The following is a 17801-nucleotide window of genomic DNA, read 5'->3' on the forward strand; positions in this document are numbered from 1 at the left end:
GGCTTGCCGCTAACCGGCTACCCCGCGCCGCCGTGAGTCTTCTGATCGGCGATGAGGGTATCGGCAAGAGCCTGCTGTGGGTCCTGATCGTCGCACACATCACGACCGGCAAACCGTTGCCCGGCTTCGGGATTCCCGCCCGCGACCCCGGTCGGGTCATGCTGGTGATCACCGAAGACGATTGGTCGACCGCCGTGTTACCCCGGTTGAAGGTCGCCGGGGCCGACCTGGACATGATTCGCGTGATCTGCGTCGAACGGGACGGCAGCGGTGCGCCGATCTTCCCCCGCGATATGGGTTTGGTCCGCAACGCCGACCCGAGACCCGACCTGGTGGTCGTCGACTGCTGGTTGGATACCGTGCCGCCCGAGCTGAGCGTCAAGGACTCCCAGCAGGCTCTTGCCGATACCCTCATCGCCGATCAGAAGACTCACGGCGGCGCGGGGTAGCCGGTTAGCGGCAAGCCAGCGCGGCGGCGCGGCAGGCTCCAAGTCCTTGGCATTCCACACCTTCGGTTTCTCGGCGTCGATCTCGTCGTCGGGGACATCGACGATGAGGCGCGGCCCGCAGAAGTCGGCTACCCGATCGATTCGGTCGGCTGGTTCGTCGGGAAGTTCACCGCGCGACTTGGCGGGAACTTCACCGGGTGACTCGCCGCAGTCATAGGTCGCCGTGGAAGGGTCGAAGTCCTCAAGCTGTTCCAGCGGCAACCCGGCAGCGATGTGCTCCACCACATCAGCGCGCGGAATGTTCAGCGGCGTGCGCACAAAACACACCCGCTGAGCGATCCCGGCCAGCGCCTTGGACTGCCTTTCCGCCCAACGCAACCCGGCAGCGTCGCGATCCACCACGACCTTGACCAACGTGTCCCGTAGCGGGGTGGGGTCGCAGCTGCGCATCGCACCCCCGGTGGCGACCGCGACCCCGCCCATCGCCCAAATCGCTTTCGCGCCTTTCTCCCCCTCGGTCAGATAGACCAGCGGGCAACCGTGCGGGATCTTGTCGGCGAAAAACAGCGACTTGTCCTGAGCACCTGTCTGCGTGAAGCGTTTCCGCCCGTCGGGGCCGGTCCGGCGGCGATTGACCCGGCCACCGGGATAGCGGTAGTCCGCGTTGCCTCTCAACGCGTCCCGCATCTCGGCATCGTCGAAGAGGTCGCGGAAGGTCAAGCCCAGCGCGGCCAGCACGGCGGGCAGATCACACTGGGCGTGGCATTTGACTTGGCTGCCCTTGCCGTCGTCGCGCGGCCAAATCGACAACGACGGATTGTGGTCGTCATGGGCCGGGCACTGCGCTTGCGCCCTGCCGTCCCCGCGTTCGCTGACACGGGAACCATTGGCGCGCAACGCCTCGACGACCCGCAGGTAGGCGTTCACCCCAGCCCCTCCAATCGGCGCACCACGTCACGGGCTTCGATGCTCAGCCCGATCCACGACAGGGCCACATCGACCGGGTGCCGAGAGTCGGACACGACGCTTCGACTGCGGACGGCAAGTGCACCCGGTCGGCTGCGGCTAGAATCAGGCAAGCCGACCGCCCCTCGCGGGAGGCCGGTTTCGGTGGCGGTGGCGAGTCCCTGTGGGCGCGAATTCTCGGGGACCGCCCCGTACCCCTCAGACGGTCTCACCGTGGACGCTCTTACGTGCGGCAGCCTTCGCCTGACGAACAGCGATCGACTTCAGCGCCATCCGCTTGAAATGCGCCCGGCGCAGCGACTCGGCCCGCTTTACATCACCGTCGGCCAGCGCTAGGAAACGAGCGTCGGCAGCCCGACGCGCGGGCGCGGTCCGCGCAGTGCGGTCGATGGTGTTCGCCCACGACACGTCGGAGGCCATCGAGTGCTGCAGCGAGTCGACTGATCTGGGGTTGGGGTTGCGCATGTTGAGCACCTCTCGACGCGCACAGCGTAACGCCGAGAGGGCAAAAACTGTCGGGAGCCGAGGAACGAATTATCTATTCACACAACGCTTTTGAGTGACTCACGGGGACAGCCGCGGTCACACGGTGACAAACGGTGACAATCGCTCAGAGTTCGGTGAGTCCCAAATTCAGTCGATCGAATTCCTCAGCGGCCAACTGCTCCGACGCCGCCTTCACGTAGCGGGTAATCATCGTGTTGCTCGACCACCCGGCGTGCGCGCGCAGCCCGGTCTCGCTGCCGCCGCTGCGCAGCCAGCGCACCGACATGGTGTGCCGCAAGCGATGCGCGTGAAACGCGACCACCCCGGCATCGCTGGCGCGTTCCTGCAGCGTGGTCCGAAGCCCGGTGTAACTCAGACGTTGCCCGCGCACCGACAACCACAGCGGCCCCGACGTGGGACGTGTGACCCTGCTGCGGCGCGCCCGCACATAGCGGTCCAACGCTGCCGCCGTGCCGTGCGAGAACCGGGCGCGTCGACTCTTGCCGCCCTTGCCGTGAATATGCGCCATACACTCGTCGAGATCCACGTCGGTGATGTTGAGCGCCAACAACTCCGACGCCCGCGCGCCGGTATCGGCGAGCATCATCAGAATGGCCTTGTCTCGCTTGTCGCGGAACGAGGGTCCGTCGCAGACCTTCAGCATCCGCTGAAGCTCATTCACCGACAGATCGGGCACGTCGTCTTGTTTGAGCTTGGGCGGCTTGATCGCCGCGATGGGGTCGGCGTCGAAGCCCTCTTCGGCGGCCAGCCACTTGGCGAACTGTTTGATCCCGGCCAGTCTCAGCCGCACGGTGGCCGTCTTCGCGTCGTGTTGAGTGTCGATCCACGCGAGCACGTTGGCCTTGGTCAACTCCGGTGCGCGGGCGGTGTCGGCGCAGAATTTCAGGAACGTCTCGACGGCACCTCGGTAGGCGCGCAGCGTCTCGACGCTCTTGCGTTCGCCGCGCAGCTGACGACACCACGAGTCGAGTAGCACATCGAGATCCAGCAAACTTTCGGACATGCTGTTAACCTACACTAGCAACGCTGTGCGGTGCTGAGAACACCTGAAAATGCAGTATTTCCGCAGTTCAGAGCGTATTTCGCCGGAAGTCGACAAGTGTAGATAATTCTGTGTTACCGACGCGCGATCGGAACAATTGCGAACATTGCAAACATGCTGCTCAGTGCGGTCAGGACTGGCACCGGTAGGCCGGGGGCGGCAGCGTGCCCGCGACGAGGTAGCGCGTGACGGCAGAGTCCACGCACTGGTCGCCGTTGAACACCGCGGTGTGCTGCGTCCCGTCGTAGGTGATCAGCGGCCCGCCCAGCTGGCGCGCCAGGTTGACCCCGGCCTGGTAAGGGGTGGCGGGGTCGTGCGTGGTGGAGACGACGACGACCTTGCCGGGCGCCGCGGGTGAGGCGGCGTGCGGCGTCGACGTGGCCGGCACCGGCCACAGCGCGCACAGGTCGCGGGGCGCGTTCCCGGTGAACTGGCCGTAGCTCAGGAACGGGGCCGCCTGACGGATGCGCTGATCGGCGGACACCCAGCTCGCCGAGTCCTTCGGCGTGGGCGCGTCGACGCACCGGATCGCATTGAAAGCATCCTGATCGTTTGTGTAGTGCCCGCTGCGGTCGCGGCCCTCGTAGTCGTCGGCGAGTAGCAGCAGGTCGCCGGCGTCGGTGCCGCGCTGCAGCCCGAGCAGCCCACTGGTCAGGTACTTCCAGTGCGCCGGGGTGTAAAGCGCGTTGATGGTGCCGGTGGTCGCGTCGGCGTAGCTCAGGCCGCGAGGGTCCGAGGTGCGGCCCGGCTTGGCCACCAGCGGGTCGACCAGCGCGTGGTAGCGGTTGATGAATTGGGCCGGGTCGGTGCCCAGCGGGCAGCCCGCCGAGCGGGCGCAGTCGGCGGCGTAGTCGTTGAAGGCGGTTTGGAATCCCGCCATCTGCTGGACGTTTTCGTCGACTGGGCCGACCGTGGGGTCGATGGCGCCGTCGAGCACCATCGTCCGAACGTGGGCACCGAAGCGCTCCAGGTACGCGGTGCCCAGCTCGGTGCCGTAGCTGTAGCCGAGGTAGTTGATCTGATCGTCGCCCAGCGCCTGGCGGACCATGTCCATGTCGCGCGCCACCGACGCGGTGCCGACGTTGGCCAGAAACCCGGTCCCCATCCGGGAAACACACTGCTGAGCCACCTGTTGGTAGAGCTGTTCGATGTGCGCCACCCCGGCCGGGCTGTAGTCGACCATGGGCTCGCGCCGGTAGGCGTCGAACTCGGCGTCCGTCCGGCAGCGCAGGGCCGGGGTCGAGTGGCCAACGCCCCGCGGGTCGAAGCCGACCAGGTCGAAGTTGCGCCGGATGGGAGAGCTCTCGAGATCCGACGCCATGCCGGCCACCATGTCGACCGCCGACCCGCCGGGGCCGCCCGGGTTGACCAACAGCGAGCCGATCCGCTGGCCGGTCGCCGGGACGCGGATCACCGCCAGGTTGGCTTGTCCCGCACCGGGATTGTCGTAGTCGACCGGGACGGAGACGGTGGTGCACTGCGCGGTGGGGACATCCTTTGTGTCCGTGGCGAATTGACCGCAACTCCCCCAGGTCTGCGGCGTCGCGGCGGACGGCCTGGGTGCCGGGGTCTGCCCCGCACCCGGTTCGGGGGTGGCGCCCGCCACCGGCTGTCCCACCGCGGATTGCCCGACCAACAGCCCGAATGACAGCAGCGCCGAGCTCAAGGTTCTCAGGCGCGACATGGCTGTCATCGTGTCAGCCTCCGGTACCCGAAGCGGCGCGAAACGGTTACGCCTTGGTCTCGTCTGCGCCGCACCGGCGCGTTGGATTGCGCTCGGACTCAGACCCGTACGCGCACTAGCACTTTGCCCCGCTGGGGGGCGTGGCGCCGCCGACCAGATACGCCGTGACGTAGTTGTCGATGCACCCGTCGCCCTGGAACACGACCGTGTGCTGGGTGCCGTCGTAGGTGAGCAGCGAACTGCGCAGCTGGTTGGCCAGATCGACGCCGGCCTTGTACGGGGTCGCCGGGTCGTGGGTGGTCGACACCACCACGGTCGGCGCCAGGCCGGGCGCGGAGATGGTGTGCGGCTTGCTGGTCGGCGGTACCGGCCAGAACGCACAGGTGCCCAGGGGCGCGTCGCCGGTGAACGTGCCGTAGCTCATGAACGGCGCGATCTCCCGCGAGCGCCGGTCTTCGTCAATCACCTTGGCCCGGTCGGTGATCGGCGGCTGATCGACGCAGTTGATGGCGACCCGGGCGTCGGTGGCGTTGGTGTAATGGCCGTGCGCGTCGCGCCGCATGTACATGTCGGCCAGGGCCAGCAGGGTGTCGCCCCGGTGGTTGACCAGTTCGCTCAGCCCGTCGGTCAGGTGATGCCACAACGTCGGCGAGTACAGCGCCATGATGGTGCCGACGATGGCGTCGCTATAGCTCAGTCCCCGTGGGTCGTTCGTCGGCGCCGGCCTGCCGACCATCGGGTTGTTGGGGTCGACGAGCGGGTCGACCAGGCTGTGGTAGACGTCGACGGCTTTGGCCGGGTCGGTGCCCAGCGGGCAGGTCGGTTGCTTCGCGCACTCGGTGGCGTAGTCGTTGAACGCGTCCTGAAATCCTTTGGCCTGCCGCAGGTCCGCCTCGATCGGGTCGGCGTTGGGGTCGACGGCCCCGTCGAGGATCATCGCCCGCACCTTGTCCGGGTACGCCTCGGCGTAGGCCGAGCCGATCCGCGTGCCATAGGAGTAGCCGAGGTAGGTCAGCTTGTCGTCGCCGAGGGCCGCGCGGATCGCGTCCAGATCACGCGCGACGTTGACGGTGCCGATGTTGGCCAGAAAGTTCTTGCCCATCTTGTCGACGCAGCGGCCGACGAATTCTTTGGTCTCGTCCTCGATGTGGGCCACGCCCGCCGGGCTGTAGTCGACGTTGGGCTCGGTGCGCAGCCGGTCGTTGTCGGCGTCGGAGTTGCACCAGACCGCCGGCCGCGACGACCCGACCCCGCGCGGGTCGAAGCCCACCAGGTCGAACCGTTCGCGGACCCGCTTGGGCAGCGACTGCACGACGCCCAGCGCGGCCTCGATGCCGGATTCGCCGGGACCGCCGGGGTTGATCACCAACGAGCCGACCTTGTCCCCGGTGGCGGGGAAGCGAATCATCGCCAGCGTCGCCACGTCACCGTCGAGGTGGTTGTAGTCGACGGGCACGGCCAGCTTGCCGCACAGCGCGCCGGGCGGAATCTTGGCCTTCGGGTTCGCCGAACGGCACGGTGTCCACTCCACCGCCTGCCCCAGCTTCGGCTCGGCCAGCACGGCGCGCCCACCGACGACGCGCACGCAACCCGCGAGGAGGAGCGCTACGGCCGCGACCGTTGTCCAAACCAGCAGCGTGCGCGCGACCTTGACGCGGCGAGACAGACCCATGCCAACATATGCTGCCAGAGGAAACCTGAGATCCTCATGAGCGGCACCACCGTCCGGCTACCGGGTGACCGCCAGCAGCTCTTCCATCGCCACCGCAAACTCGTCGGCCATCTCCCACAAGTCCGGCAACAGATCCGGGCACGAGAGCAACCCGATGTCCAACTTGCCCTGCAGGGACATGGCGGTGATGTTGAGTCCGGACCCGTGGAAGATCGGCCCCAGCGGATACATCGCCTTGACCTCGCAGCCCAGCATGTACAGCGGGACCTGCGGGCCAGGCACGTTGGACACCACCAGGTTGTGCACCGGCATGGTGTCGGTGAACCGCGTCCTGGCGTAGAGCCGCATCGCGATGCCGAAAACGGCGGGCGCCGCGAATTGCGTCCAATCCTGCAACAGCGAGGCGCCGATGGCGGAACTGTGTTCCTTGGCAACCGAATTCGCATGGGCGATGGCCCTGAGGCGCTCCGCGGGATCCGCGATGTCGGTGTGCAGGCTGGAGAACATCGCCGACACCTGGTTGCGGCCGGGCCGGTCGGATTTGCCGTGCACCGAGACCGGCACCGACGCCACCAGGGGCGAGTCCGGCAAAGCGTCTCGGTCGGCCAGGAATTGGCGCAGCACGCCGGAAACCAGCGCCATCACCACGTCGTTGACTTTCACGCCGAAATGGTTCTCCACCGCCTTGACGTCGCCGAGATTCAATTCGGCGTAGGCGATGTTCCGGCGGTCCGTGATCCGGGCGTTGAACACGGTCGCCGGCGCGGCGAACGGCCGCGCCATGGCTTGGCCCTCCAGCGCCCGCCGCAGCGTCGCGACCACCGAGGAGACGGTGTCGGGCACCACATTGGCCAGCTGCAGCGGCCGGGCGGCGAACCGGACGAGCCCGCCCGCGGCGATCTGCCATCCGCTGGCGCCGCCGACCCCGCCGGCCGGGTCCGGAGGCGGCGCGTCGGCTTCGGTGCTGCACAGCTGCGACATCAGGTTGGCGCCGGTCACCCCGTCGACGCCGGCATGGTGCACCTTGGTCATCACCGCCAGCCGCCCGTCACGATGGCAGTCGGTGCCCGCCACGCCTTCGATGACCCACATCTCCCACAGCGGGCGGCGCCGGTCCAACGGCGACTCGGCGATGTGACCGCAGATCTCCGCGAGCTCGGCGCGGCCGCCGGGCGCCGGCAATGCGATGCGGTGCAGATGCCGGTCAAGGAGGAAGTTCTCGTCGTCGACCCAGACCGGATGGTCGAGATTCAGCGGGCTGTTGGCCAGCTTTTCGCGGAACTCCGGGATGGCCTTGATGCGGAGCGACAGCGCGTCGCGCAGCCGGTCGAAGGTGTACCCGCCGGGCATGGTCGAGGTGTCCAGCTCCATGATCGAGCACACGTGCATGGGCTGCGACGAGGTCTCCAGGTAGAGGAAGCTGGCGTCGAGTCCGCTGAGCCGCTGCATGCCCGCATGGTATGTCTCACATCACACGGACGGTGCGACGGCGCAGCGGAGATGGCAGAATGGCACCGTCAGACGAACCCGGGGACCCGATCAGGGCCACGAGGATCGACCCGACCAGCACTAGGGACAATGATGTCTGAGCAGAACGTTTATGGTGCAAGCACGCCCGAGCACTCGCAGCCGCTGACCAAGATCCGCACCCACCACCTGCAGAAGATGAAGGCCGAAGGGCACAAGTGGGCCATGCTCACGGCCTACGACTATTCGACCGCACGGATCTTCGACGAGGCCGGCATTCCGGTCCTGCTGGTGGGCGACTCGGCCGCCAACGTCGTCTACGGCTATGACACCACCGTGCCCGTCTCCATCGACGAGATGATCCCGTTGGTGCGCGGCGTGGTGCGCGGCGCCCGGCACGCCCTGGTCGTCGCGGACCTGCCGTTCGGCAGCTACGAGGCGGGACCGGCGGCGGCCTTGGCCTCCGCCACCCGCTTCATGAAGGAGGGCGGCGCGCACGCCGTCAAGCTCGAGGGCGGCGAGCGGGTGGCCGAGCAGATCGCCTGCCTCACCGCGGCGGGCATCCCCGTGATGGCCCACATCGGGTTCACGCCGCAAAGCGTGAACAGCCTGGGCGGCTTCCGGGTGCAGGGCCGCGGCGACGGAGCGGAACAGACCGTCGCCGACGCGATCGCGGTCGCCGAAGCCGGTGCGTTCTCCGTCGTGATGGAGATGGTGCCCGCCGAACTCGCCACCCAGATCACCGGCAAGCTGACCATCCCGACGATCGGCATCGGGGCGGGCCCGAACTGCGACGGCCAGGTACTGGTCTGGCAGGACATGGCCGGCGTCAGCAGCGGCAAGGCGGCCCGCTTCGTCAAGCGGTTCGCCGACATCGGTGGAGAATTGCAGCGGGCCGCAATGCAATATGCGCAAGAGGTGGCCGAGGGCGCTTTTCCCGCCGACGAGCACTGCTTCTGACAAATTCCGGGGCCGCTGGCCACCAAAACCGAAACTCGTTGTGTGGCAGGCGGGTACGATTGCTCTTGGGTAAGGTCTCGACTCCGAGAGCAAGGGTGAGCACATCGACCGGGGGACTCGCGGTGACTTCGTGCACCGCCGCACGGTGCTGAAGATACCGCTGCTACTGGCAGGAGGCGCCGCACTGGCCAAAGCACCACGCGCGGCGGCGCAGCCCGCGCCCGGCACCTCTCCGCAGGCGGCCCGCTGGTCCGCCGAGCGCGCCAACCGCTGGTATCAGGCGCAGGGCTGGCCGGTCGGCGCGAACTACATCACGTCGAACGCGATCAACCAGCTGGAGATGTTTCAGCCGGACACGTTCGACGCCCGACGCATCGACACCGAGCTGGGCTGGGCCCGCGCCAACGGGCTCAAATCGGTGCGCGTCTTCCTGCACGACCAGCTGTGGACGCAGGACCGTCGGGGATTCCAGGCCCGCGTCGCCCAGTTCGTCGACATCGCGGCGCGCCACGACATCAAGCCGCTGTTCGTCTTGTTCGACTCCTGCTGGGATCCCCGCCCCGAAGCCGGTCCGCAGCGCGCCCCGACGCCCGGCGTACACAACTCCGGCTGGGTACAGAGCCCGGGCGCGGAGCGCCTCGGTGACCGCGGCTACGTCCAGACCCTGCGCGGCTACGTCACAGGGGTGCTGACGCAGTTCCGCAGCGACGACCGCGTTTTGGGCTGGGACCTGTGGAACGAGCCCGACAATCCGTCGAAGTACTACCGCTCGGCCGAGCGGGACGACAAGCTCGACCTCGTCGCCGACCTGCTCCCCCAAGTCTTCGGCTGGGCCCGCTCGGTCGATCCGTCCCAGCCGCTCACCAGCGGCGTCTGGGACGGCGAGTGGGCCGACGCCGGGCGGCGCAGCGTGATCAGCGGCATCCAGCTGGACAACTCCGACGTCATCACCTTCCACTCCTACGCCGAGCCGGGAGAGTTCGAGAGCCGCATCGCCGAGCTCACACCCCAAGGGCGCCCGATCCTGTGCACCGAATACATGGCCCGGTCGTTGGGCAGCACCGTGGAGGGCATCCTGCCCGTCGCCAAGCGTCACAACGTCGGCGCGTTCAACTGGGGACTGGTCGCCGGGAAAACCCAGACCGTATTCCCCTGGGACTCATGGGAGCACCCCTACCCCACCGTGCCGGCCGAGTGGTTCCACGACCTGCTGGCGCCCGACGGACGGCCCTTCCGCGATCCCGAGGTTCAGGCGATTCGCGAGCTGGGCGGCCTGGCGATGCACCTGCGCGAAGATCCGTCGCCCGGCTGATCTACCGACCCCGATTCTCGACGGCCGGCCCACGGCGCGCGGCGGCGATCGCCGCCATTCGCGTAACCGCGGTATGGCAGGCTATGGGAGCCCATCACCAAAGTCCCCGACGTTCAAGGCCGCGGCGACGCGCCCTCAACGGAGCCGAAAATGCCTGCAAAAGCGCCACAGACCTCCCGTCATTTAGAGGTCGAGCGCAAGTTCGATGTCGGCGAGTCCGCCGTGTCACCCTCGTTCGAAGGCATTGCCGCGGTGGCGCACGTCGACAAGTCGCCGACCCAGACGCTGGACGCGACGTACTTCGACACGCCCAACCAGGACCTCGCCCGCAACAAGGTCACCCTGCGCCGCCGCACCGGTGGCACCGACGCGGGATGGCACCTGAAGCTGCCCACCGGTCCCGAGGCGCGCACCGAGGTCCGGATGCCGCTGGACGCGTCCGGGGCCGACGCGGTGCCGGAGGAGCTGGTGGACGTCGTGCTGGCGATCGTCCGCGACCGCCCCCTCGTGCCGGTCGCGCGCATCACCACCCGGCGCGAAAGCCAGGTGTTGTACGCCGCCGACGGCGCGCCGTTGGCCGAGTTCAGCAACGACCACGTCACCGCGTGGTCGGCCCGTACCTCCGAGGACGCCGACCTGGAACCCACCCAGCAGGAGTGGCGCGAATGGGAACTCGAGCTCGTCGAGTCCGGCGGGACACCGGACACCGAGCTGCTCGACCGGCTGGGTAACCGGCTGCTGGACGCCGGCGCCGCACCCGCCGGCCACGCCTCCAAGCTGGCCCGGGTGCTCGGCACGACACCGCAACCCGACGCCGACCCCGCCGAGCACCCGCTGCAGCGCGCGGTGGCCGCGCAGATCCGCGAACTGCTGGTGTGGGACCGCGCCGTGCGGGCCGACGCCTTCGATTCCATCCACCAGATGCGGGTCACCACCCGCAAGCTGCGCAGCCTGCTGCGCGACTACCAGGAGTCGTTCGGATTGCCCGACGACGGCTGGGTCCTCGACGAACTGCGCGAACTGGCCGGCATCCTCGGCGTCGCCCGCGACGCCGAGGTGCTCGCGGAGCGTTACGAGCGCGAATTAGACGGACTGACAGCGGATCTGGTGCGCGGACCGGTGCACGAGCGCCTGGTCGGCGGCGCCCAGCGCCGCTACCAGACCGGGCTGCGCCGGTCGCTGATGGCCATGCGGTCGCAGCGCTACTTCCGCCTGCTCGACGCCCTCGATGAGATCGCGGCCCAACCGCCCGGCAGCGCGACGGGCGAGGAGCACGCCCCGGTCACCATCGACTCCGCCTACAAGAAGGTGCGCAAGGCCGCCAAGGCCGCAGCCCAGGTCGACGAAGACCACCCCGACCATCCGCACGAGCGCGACGAGGCGATCCACCGGATCCGCAAGCGGGCCAAGCGCCTTCGCTACACCGCCGCGGCCACCGGTGAGGACAAGGTGTCCGAACAAGCGAAGGCGGTCCAGTCACTGCTCGGCGACCACCAGGACAGCGTGGTCAGCCGGGAGCACCTGCGGCATGAATCCGAAGCCGCGCACGCCGCCGCCGAGGACACCTTCACCTACGGCCTGCTCTTCCAGCAGGAGGCCGACCTGGCCGAGCGGTGCGAGCAACAGCTCGACGACGCGTTGCGCAAGCTCGCCAAGGCGGTGCGCAAGGCACAGCGCTGAGCGGGGCGGACGAGTTGGCCTGTAAGCCGGATTCTGTTCCGCGCGCCACCGGAGACCGGGGACGCGCAGCGGCGACCATCCATCTGGACACACCGTTGCCGGGTGCCTCGAGCGGCCTACCCGCAGGCTCGGGCGAGCAGCCCTCGAACGCCTGCGCGGCCGCGCCTCACGGCGCGGCCTTCTTGGCCTTGCTTCGGGTGGGGTTTGCCTAGCCACCCCGGTCACCCGGGATGCTGGTGCGCTCTTACCGCACCGTTTCACCCTTACCACCGCGAGGGTGGCGGTCTGTTTTCTGTGGCACTGTCCCGCGAGTCACCTCGGATTGCCGTTAGCAATCACCCTGCTCTGTGAAGTCCGGACTTTCCTCGAACCGCCGTGCGGCGGTCCGCGGCCGCCCGGCCAACTCGTCCGCGACGATCCACGGTACTACCCGCGCGATCCCGGGGCCAGCAACCATCGCGCGCCGGCCCTATCGTGGACCACGCAGGCAGGCACAGGGAAGGACGCCGATGTCCCGGTGGAAGAAGCGCGTCGACGCCGGCGAATGGGACGCCATCGCCGCCACGCTCGACGAGTACGGCGGGGCGCTGCTGCCGCGGTTGATCACCGACGGCGAGGCGGCCCGGCTCCGCAAGCTCTACGACGACGACGGCCTGTTCCGCTCGACCATCGACATGGCGCCCAGGCGGTACGGCGCCGGGCAGTATCGCTACTTCCACGCCCCCTATCCCGACCCCATCGAGGAGCTCAAACAAGCGCTGTACCCGAGGCTGTTGCCGATAGCCCGCGACTGGTGGGGCAAGCTGCGCCGCGACGCGCCGTGGCCGGACAGCCTCGACGATTGGCTGGCCAGCTGCCACGCGGCAGGCCAGACCAGGTCCACCGCGCTGATGCTCAGGTACGGCCCCGGCGACTGGAATGCCCTGCACCGAGACCTCTACGGCGACTTGGTCTTTCCACTGCAGGTGGTGATCAACCTCAGCCATCCCGACACCGATTACACCGGCGGCGAATTCCTGCTAGTGGAACAGCGGGCGCGTGCGCAATCCCGCGGCACGGCAACCCAATTGCCGCAGGGTCACGGGTTCGTTTTCACCACGCGTGAGCGGCCGGTGCCGTCGAGCCGCGGCTGGTCCGCGGCGCCGGTGCGCCACGGTGTCTCGGTCGTGCGGTCCGGCGAACGCTTCGCCATGGGGCTGATCTTCCACGACGCGGCCTGAGGGAAGACCATTGCCCAACCGGGGTGTTGGTGCCAGTCTGACCAGATGACAGATACCGAAGGGTTCGTCGACCAGACGGTGACGGGTCTCGCGGAACCGCAGCCGATGTACAAGGCGTTGCGCGAATCGAGTCCGGTGTTCCGGTCGCCGCAGGCGGTCGTTCTGAGCCGGTTGGCCGACATCGAGATGGCGCTCAAACACACGGAACTGTTCTCGTCGAACATGGACGCGGTCGATCTGGGCAATGTGCGGCCCCTGATCCCCCTGCAGATCGACCCGCCCGAACATGCGAAGTATCGCCGCATCCTCGACCCGCTGTTCACCCCGCGGGAGATGGCCCGCCGCGAACCCCGCGTCACCGAGCTGGTGAACGAGATGATCGATCGCTTCGCCGACCGGGGCGAATGCGACTTTCACGCCGAGTTCGCGGTGCCCCTGCCCTGCACCGTTTTCCTGCAGTTGCTCGGGTTGCCGCTGGAAGACCTCGACAAGTTCCTGGAATGGAAGGACGGGGTGATCCGCCCGGAGGGGGACTCCGGCTTCGACCGCCGCCACGAGAGCTCCGCCGCGGTCGCCCAACAAATCTACGACTACTTCGACCGCGCCATCGACGACCACATCGCCAGCCCCCGCGACGACGTGCTGTCGGCGATGATCGCGGCCGAAATCGCCGGCCAGCCGCTGTCGCGCGAGGAACTCCTGGACATCTGCTTCTTGTTCCTGATCGCCGGCCTGGACACCGTCACCGACTCGCTCGACTGCTTCTTCGTCTACCTGGCCCGCCATCCCGAGCACCGTCGCCAGCTGGTCGAGCAGCCCGACGTGCTGCCCAGCGCCGTCGAGGAGTTGTTGCGCTGGGAGACACCGGTGCCGGGCGTCGCCCGGGTCGCCGTTCAGGACGTCGAGGTGGGCGGGTGTCCGATCAGCAAGGGCGAGCGGGTCAGCCCGCTGCTGGGGGCGGCCAACACCGACCCCGCCGAGTTCGCCGACCCGGAGCTGGTGGACTTCACCCGCAACCCGAACCGGCACCGCGCGTTCGGCGGTGGTCCGCACCGGTGTCTCGGCTCCCACCTGGCCCGCATGGAGCTGCGGGTGGCCCTGCGCGAATTCCATCGCCGCATACCGGATTACGAGATCAGGCCCGGCACCCAGTTGACCTACACCGCCGCGCTGCGCTCGGTGGAGGCGCTGCCGCTGGTATTTCCGACGTCATGACCCGCGTCTCGGTGGACGCCGACCGCTGCACCGGGCACGGCCGCTGCTACACGCTGGCGCCCGACGTCTTCGACGCCGACGAGGTGGGCCACTCCGTCGTGCTCGTCGGCGACGTCTCCGGTGAACTCGAGGCCCAGGCCGTCACCGCGGAGCAAAACTGCCCCGAAGGCGCCATCTCCCTGACCCGTTGAGACCCAAAGTGAATCCGGTGGCGACCGCGCCGTCCAACGATCGGATGATCGCGGGGGTCGCCGCCGCATCGGTCGCGCTCGGGGTGGCCCAGCTGGTGGGCATCCCGTTCGGTGCGCGGGCCGACGCGCGGGCCGCGATCGGCGCGGCCGTCGTCGACCTGACACCCGGCCCGGTCAAGGAGTGGGCGATTCAGACGCTGGGCTCGTTGGACAAACTCTTCCTCGCCGCGGCCGTGCTGGTGGTGATCGCCGCGATCGCCGCCATCGCCGGGACGTTCGAGACTCCGCGCCGCCCGGTCGGGAGCGCCGTGATCGCCGCGGCGGGCGCGCTCGGCTGCGTCGCGGTGCTGTCGCGGCCGGGCGCGACGGCGCTCGACACCATCCCGACCCTCGCCGGCGCCGCCTGCGGCGTCGCCGCCCTGCGCCTGCTCACCCGCCGCCTACGCCCGGTCCCCGAAGACACCGGCGACCACGACGAGCCGGATGCCGGCAGGCGCCGGTTGGTCGTGCTCGGGGTACTCGGATTCGGCGTGGTGAGTGGCGTTGCGGGCGCGGTCATCACGCGGTTGGCGCATTCGGTCGCCGCCGACCGCATCAGCTTCGCGCTGCCCAAACCGCGCACCCCGGCGCCCCCGATACCCCCGGATGTGCAGCCGAAAGGCGTTGCGCTGCCGAGCTTTGTCACCCCCAGCGCCGACTTCTACCGGGTGGACACCGCGCTCAGCGTCCCCCAACTCAGTCACTCCGACTGGCGGCTGCGCATCCACGGCATGGTGAACCGGGACGCCACCTACGGCTTCGCCGACCTGACCGGCTTTGAGGTGGTCGAAAAGGTGGCGACGCTCACCTGCGTGTCCAATCCCGTTGGCGGCAATCTCATTTCGACCGGCGTTTGGACGGGCTATCGCGTGGCCGATCTGTTGGCCGCGGCCGGTGTGCGTCCGGAAGCCGACATGGTGCTCTCGACGTCGATCGACGGGTTCACCGCGGGAACGCCGGTGGACGCGCTCACCGATGGCCGCGACGCGCTGCTGGCGGTCGCCCTCAACGGTGAGCCCCTGCCCATCGAGCATGGCTATCCGGCCCGGCTGGTGGTGCCCGGGCTCTACGGGTACGTGTCGGCCACCAAGTGGGTCGTCGACATGGAGCTGACCCGCTTCGACAAGGCGGAGGCGTATTGGACGCGGCAGGGCTGGGCGGCGCGCGCGCCCGTCAAGACCGAGTCGCGGATCGACGTGCCGAAAAGCGGCCAGCGGGTGCCGGTGGGTCCCGTGGTTTTCGGCGGCGTGGCGTGGGCGCAGAATCGCGGCGTGCGGTCCGTGGAAGTCCGCGTCGACGACGGCGCCTGGCAGGCCGCCGAACAGGGCGCCAGCTACTCCAACGAGACGTGGCGGCTGTGGAGCTTCCCCTGGCAGGCGAAAGACCCTGGGCGGCACACCATCACGGTGCGCGCCACCGACAACACCGGGGCCACCCAGACGTCGGACAGGGCCGCCAGCGTCCCCGACGGCGCCACCGGCTGGCACACGGTGGACTTCACCGTCACCGCGGCCTGACGCCTACCTCGACGACAGCTTCCGCCAGCTGAGCACCGCGATCACGATGCCGATCACCGCCGTGATGGGACCGATGACGGACCAGGTTGTGGTGTTGCTCATCGGGCTGCCGCCAAGCACCCCGAATCCCTGCAGCGCCCAGATCAAACCGAACAACGCGACGATCACACCCAAGGCCAATGTCGCGACCGCTGTCCTTCTCATAGGCGGATGGTACGACCGGGCTCAGCGGCGGGCCAGGGCGTGCCACGCCATGTCGACGATGGCCGCGCAATAGCCGTCGTCGACGGGAACATCGGAGTACAGGGCGCGAATGTTGAGCGGCGCCAGCACGATCTGAACGGCGGCCAGGGTGTCGACGCCCTCGCGCAGCTCGCCGCGCTCCCTGGCCCGGTCCACGATTGCGCGCACGGCGGCGAAATGCACCATCCAAAATCTCACCCGGGTGGCTTCGTCGTGCCCGCCGCGGGTGTCCATCACCAGCGCGCGCAGTATTGTGCGGCCGACCTCGGTGTTGATCCGGTTCGTCACGTTGCGGGCCAGGGCCTCCAGGTCGCCGCGCAGCGACCCGGTGTCGGTCCCCGCGCTCTCGCTCTCCAGGTCGGAGAGCACCGCATCCACGATGAGTTGGCGCCGATCCTCCCAGTACCGGTACACCATGGCCGCGTCGATGCGGTGCCGCTCGGCCAGCGCCTCGATGCTGAACCGCTCGAGACCCCAGCGCGCCAGCTCGTCGAGCACCGCCGGCATCACCCGTGCCCGGACATCCGCGGGGACGGATTCACGGATCGGCTCGGACGGCTGCATCGACGTCTCCTTACCCCGGCTAGAGGTACCCGGTTTGGTTCACCAGGCGCACGGACGAGGCCCCGTCAGAATAGAACTCGGCGATGCTCAGCGACGCCAGATCGAGGTGCAGGCGATAGAGGATGCCCGGCCCGGCCTCCAGCGCCAACCGCAGCAGCATCTTGATCGGCGTCACGTGCGACACCACCAGCACCGTCGTGCCGGGGTGCGCGGCGATGATCCGTTCGCGGGCCCGCACCACCCGGTCGAGCACGTCGTCGAAGCTCTCACCGCCCGGCGGGGTGGTGCCGGTGTCACGCAGCCAGCGGCCGTGCAGCTCCGGGTCGCGCTCGGCGGCCTCGCCGAAGGTCAGCCCCTCCCACGCGCCGAAATCCGTCTCGATCAAGTCGTCGTCGACGGTCACATCCAGGCCGAGCGCCTTGGCCGCCCGGGCCGCGGTGTCGTAGGCCCGCTGCAGGGGCGAGGCGAACACCGCCGAGATCCCGCCGCGCTCGGCCAGATATCGCGCCGCGGCGTCCGCCTGGCGGCGACCCACCCCGGTGAGCGCCGGATTGCCGCGACCCGAATAGCGGCGCTGCGCCGACAGCTCGGTCTGGCCGTGCCGCAGCAACAGCAGCCTGGTCGGCGTGCCGCGCGCGCCTGTCCAGCCTGGCGCCTGCGGGGATTGCGGCACAACGGTTTTCGGGGGCTCGGCCGCGCGCTCCTCGGGTTCTTCCGCCAGGCCGCCGGCGGCCGCCGCGTCCATCGCCTCGTTGGCCAGCCGGTCGGCGTAGGAGTTGCGCTCACGCGGAATCCATGTGTAGCTGACCCGGTCGAACCGCGCCGCCAGCGTTCGGGCCTGGCCGTGCAGTTCGACCAGGTCGGGATGCTTGACCTTCCACCGCCCCGACATCTGCTCCACCAACAACGTCGCCGAATACCGTGGACTGCTGGCCGGTTTGGAGGACGCCCTGCAACTCGGCGCCACCGAGGCCGCGGTCTTCCTGGATTCCAAGCTGTTGGTGGAGCAGATGTCGGGGCGGTGGAAGGTCAAGCATCCCGACCTGGTCGAACTGCACGGCCAGGCCCGAACG

General features: G+C 68.7%; 15 protein-coding genes, 1 other RNA gene and 2 pseudogenes. 9 read left to right on the forward strand and 9 right to left on the reverse strand.

All coding sequences use genetic code 11. The annotated features are described in order from the left end of the window. Nucleotides 1-32 precede the first annotated feature (32 nt). The gene (locus A9X03_RS28420; RefSeq protein WP_082974478.1) at nt 33-449 is read left to right on the forward strand and encodes an AAA family ATPase; all 417 of its coding nucleotides are present in this window, start codon (nt 33-35) and stop codon (nt 447-449) included. Between the two features lie 1164 nt (nt 450-1613). On the opposite strand, the gene A9X03_RS12055 is transcribed toward A9X03_RS28420, so the two are convergent. The 5 genes from A9X03_RS12055 to A9X03_RS12075 all read right to left on the reverse strand — a co-directional run bounded on the left by A9X03_RS12055 (nt 1614) and on the right by A9X03_RS12075 (nt 7769). Beyond that, nucleotides 1614-1880, reverse strand: coding sequence for a hypothetical protein (locus tag A9X03_RS12055; RefSeq protein WP_068261218.1), 267 nt, complete (start codon nt 1878-1880; stop codon nt 1614-1616). 145 nt (nt 1881-2025) lie between these two features. Further along, a complete protein-coding gene (locus A9X03_RS12060; RefSeq protein ID WP_082974479.1) occupies nt 2026-2925 on the reverse strand; it encodes a tyrosine-type recombinase/integrase in 900 nt (299 codons plus the stop codon). A 169-nt stretch (nt 2926-3094) separates the two neighbouring features. Next, on the reverse strand, nt 3095-4657 hold the full coding sequence (locus A9X03_RS12065) for an alpha/beta hydrolase (protein ID WP_156736504.1): 1563 nt from the start codon (nt 4655-4657) through the stop codon (nt 3095-3097). A 106-nt stretch (nt 4658-4763) separates the two neighbouring features. After that, on the reverse strand, nt 4764-6320 hold the full coding sequence (locus tag A9X03_RS12070; RefSeq protein ID WP_068015955.1) for an alpha/beta hydrolase: 1557 nt from the start codon (nt 6318-6320) through the stop codon (nt 4764-4766). Nucleotides 6321-6377: 57 nt separating this feature from the next. Continuing rightward, nucleotides 6378-7769, reverse strand: coding sequence for a wax ester/triacylglycerol synthase family O-acyltransferase (locus tag A9X03_RS12075; RefSeq protein WP_068261206.1), 1392 nt, complete (start codon nt 7767-7769; stop codon nt 6378-6380). Between the two features lie 132 nt (nt 7770-7901). On the opposite strand from A9X03_RS12075, the gene panB reads away from it, so the two are divergent. The 3 genes from panB to A9X03_RS12090 all read left to right on the forward strand — a co-directional run bounded on the left by panB (nt 7902) and on the right by A9X03_RS12090 (nt 11739). Further along, nucleotides 7902-8747, forward strand: a complete 846-nt coding sequence (panB, locus tag A9X03_RS12080; RefSeq protein WP_068261224.1) for a 3-methyl-2-oxobutanoate hydroxymethyltransferase — start codon at nt 7902-7904, stop codon at nt 8745-8747. Between the two features lie 130 nt (nt 8748-8877). Continuing rightward, nucleotides 8878-10059 carry a 1,4-beta-xylanase gene (locus A9X03_RS12085; protein ID WP_068261208.1) on the forward strand — a complete coding sequence of 394 codons (1182 nt, stop codon included), beginning with the start codon at nt 8878-8880 and terminating at the stop codon, nt 10057-10059. A gap of 150 nt (nt 10060-10209) precedes the next feature. After that, nucleotides 10210-11739: a CYTH and CHAD domain-containing protein gene (locus tag A9X03_RS12090; RefSeq protein ID WP_068261211.1), complete on the forward strand. Its 1530-nt coding sequence runs from the start codon at nt 10210-10212 to the stop codon at nt 11737-11739. A 6-nt stretch (nt 11740-11745) separates the two neighbouring features. Here the strand turns inward: A9X03_RS12090 and rnpB are convergent. Beyond that, an RNA gene (rnpB, locus tag A9X03_RS12095) (RNase P RNA component class A) lies at nt 11746-12146 on the reverse strand. Nucleotides 12147-12248: 102 nt separating this feature from the next. Here rnpB and A9X03_RS12100 point away from each other — a divergent pair. Genes A9X03_RS12100 through A9X03_RS12115 form a run of 4 tightly spaced genes read left to right on the forward strand, consistent with a single transcriptional unit; the run spans nt 12249 to nt 15921 of the window. After that, nucleotides 12249-12959 carry a 2OG-Fe(II) oxygenase gene (locus A9X03_RS12100; protein ID WP_067783643.1) on the forward strand — a complete coding sequence of 237 codons (711 nt, stop codon included), beginning with the start codon at nt 12249-12251 and terminating at the stop codon, nt 12957-12959. A gap of 45 nt (nt 12960-13004) precedes the next feature. Continuing rightward, complete coding sequence (locus tag A9X03_RS12105) at nt 13005-14174, forward strand: cytochrome P450 (protein WP_068261214.1); 1170 nt, start codon at nt 13005-13007, stop codon at nt 14172-14174. Continuing rightward, nucleotides 14171-14365, forward strand: a complete 195-nt coding sequence (locus A9X03_RS12110) for a ferredoxin (RefSeq protein ID WP_067757963.1) — start codon at nt 14171-14173, stop codon at nt 14363-14365. The genes A9X03_RS12105 and A9X03_RS12110 overlap by 4 nt, the downstream gene beginning before the upstream one ends. A 44-nt stretch (nt 14366-14409) precedes the next feature. After that, a complete protein-coding gene (locus tag A9X03_RS12115; protein ID WP_068261227.1) occupies nt 14410-15921 on the forward strand; it encodes a molybdopterin-dependent oxidoreductase in 1512 nt (503 codons plus the stop codon). Nucleotides 15922-15924: 3 nt separating this feature from the next. Here the strand turns inward: A9X03_RS12115 and A9X03_RS12120 are convergent, their stop codons facing one another. The 3 genes and pseudogenes from A9X03_RS12120 to A9X03_RS12130 all read right to left on the reverse strand — a co-directional run. Then, the gene (locus A9X03_RS12120) at nt 15925-16125 is read right to left on the reverse strand and encodes a hypothetical protein (RefSeq protein WP_068261216.1); all 201 of its coding nucleotides are present in this window, start codon (nt 16123-16125) and stop codon (nt 15925-15927) included. A 21-nt stretch (nt 16126-16146) separates the two neighbouring features. Beyond that, complete coding sequence (locus tag A9X03_RS12125; RefSeq protein WP_067757957.1) at nt 16147-16728, reverse strand: TetR-like C-terminal domain-containing protein; 582 nt, start codon at nt 16726-16728, stop codon at nt 16147-16149. Nucleotides 16729-16747: 19 nt separating this feature from the next. Beyond that, nucleotides 16748-17635, reverse strand: a pseudogene (locus A9X03_RS12130) (bifunctional RNase H/acid phosphatase); the annotation flags it as partial. Here A9X03_RS12130 and A9X03_RS28425 point away from each other — a divergent pair. Beyond that, nucleotides 17625-17801, forward strand: a pseudogene (locus A9X03_RS28425) (reverse transcriptase-like protein); the annotation flags it as partial. The pseudogenes A9X03_RS12130 and A9X03_RS28425 sit on opposite strands and share 11 nt — an antisense overlap.

It is taken from the genome of Mycobacterium sp. E1715 (genome assembly GCF_001667625.1).
Taxonomy (GTDB): domain Bacteria; phylum Actinomycetota; class Actinomycetes; order Mycobacteriales; family Mycobacteriaceae; genus Mycobacterium.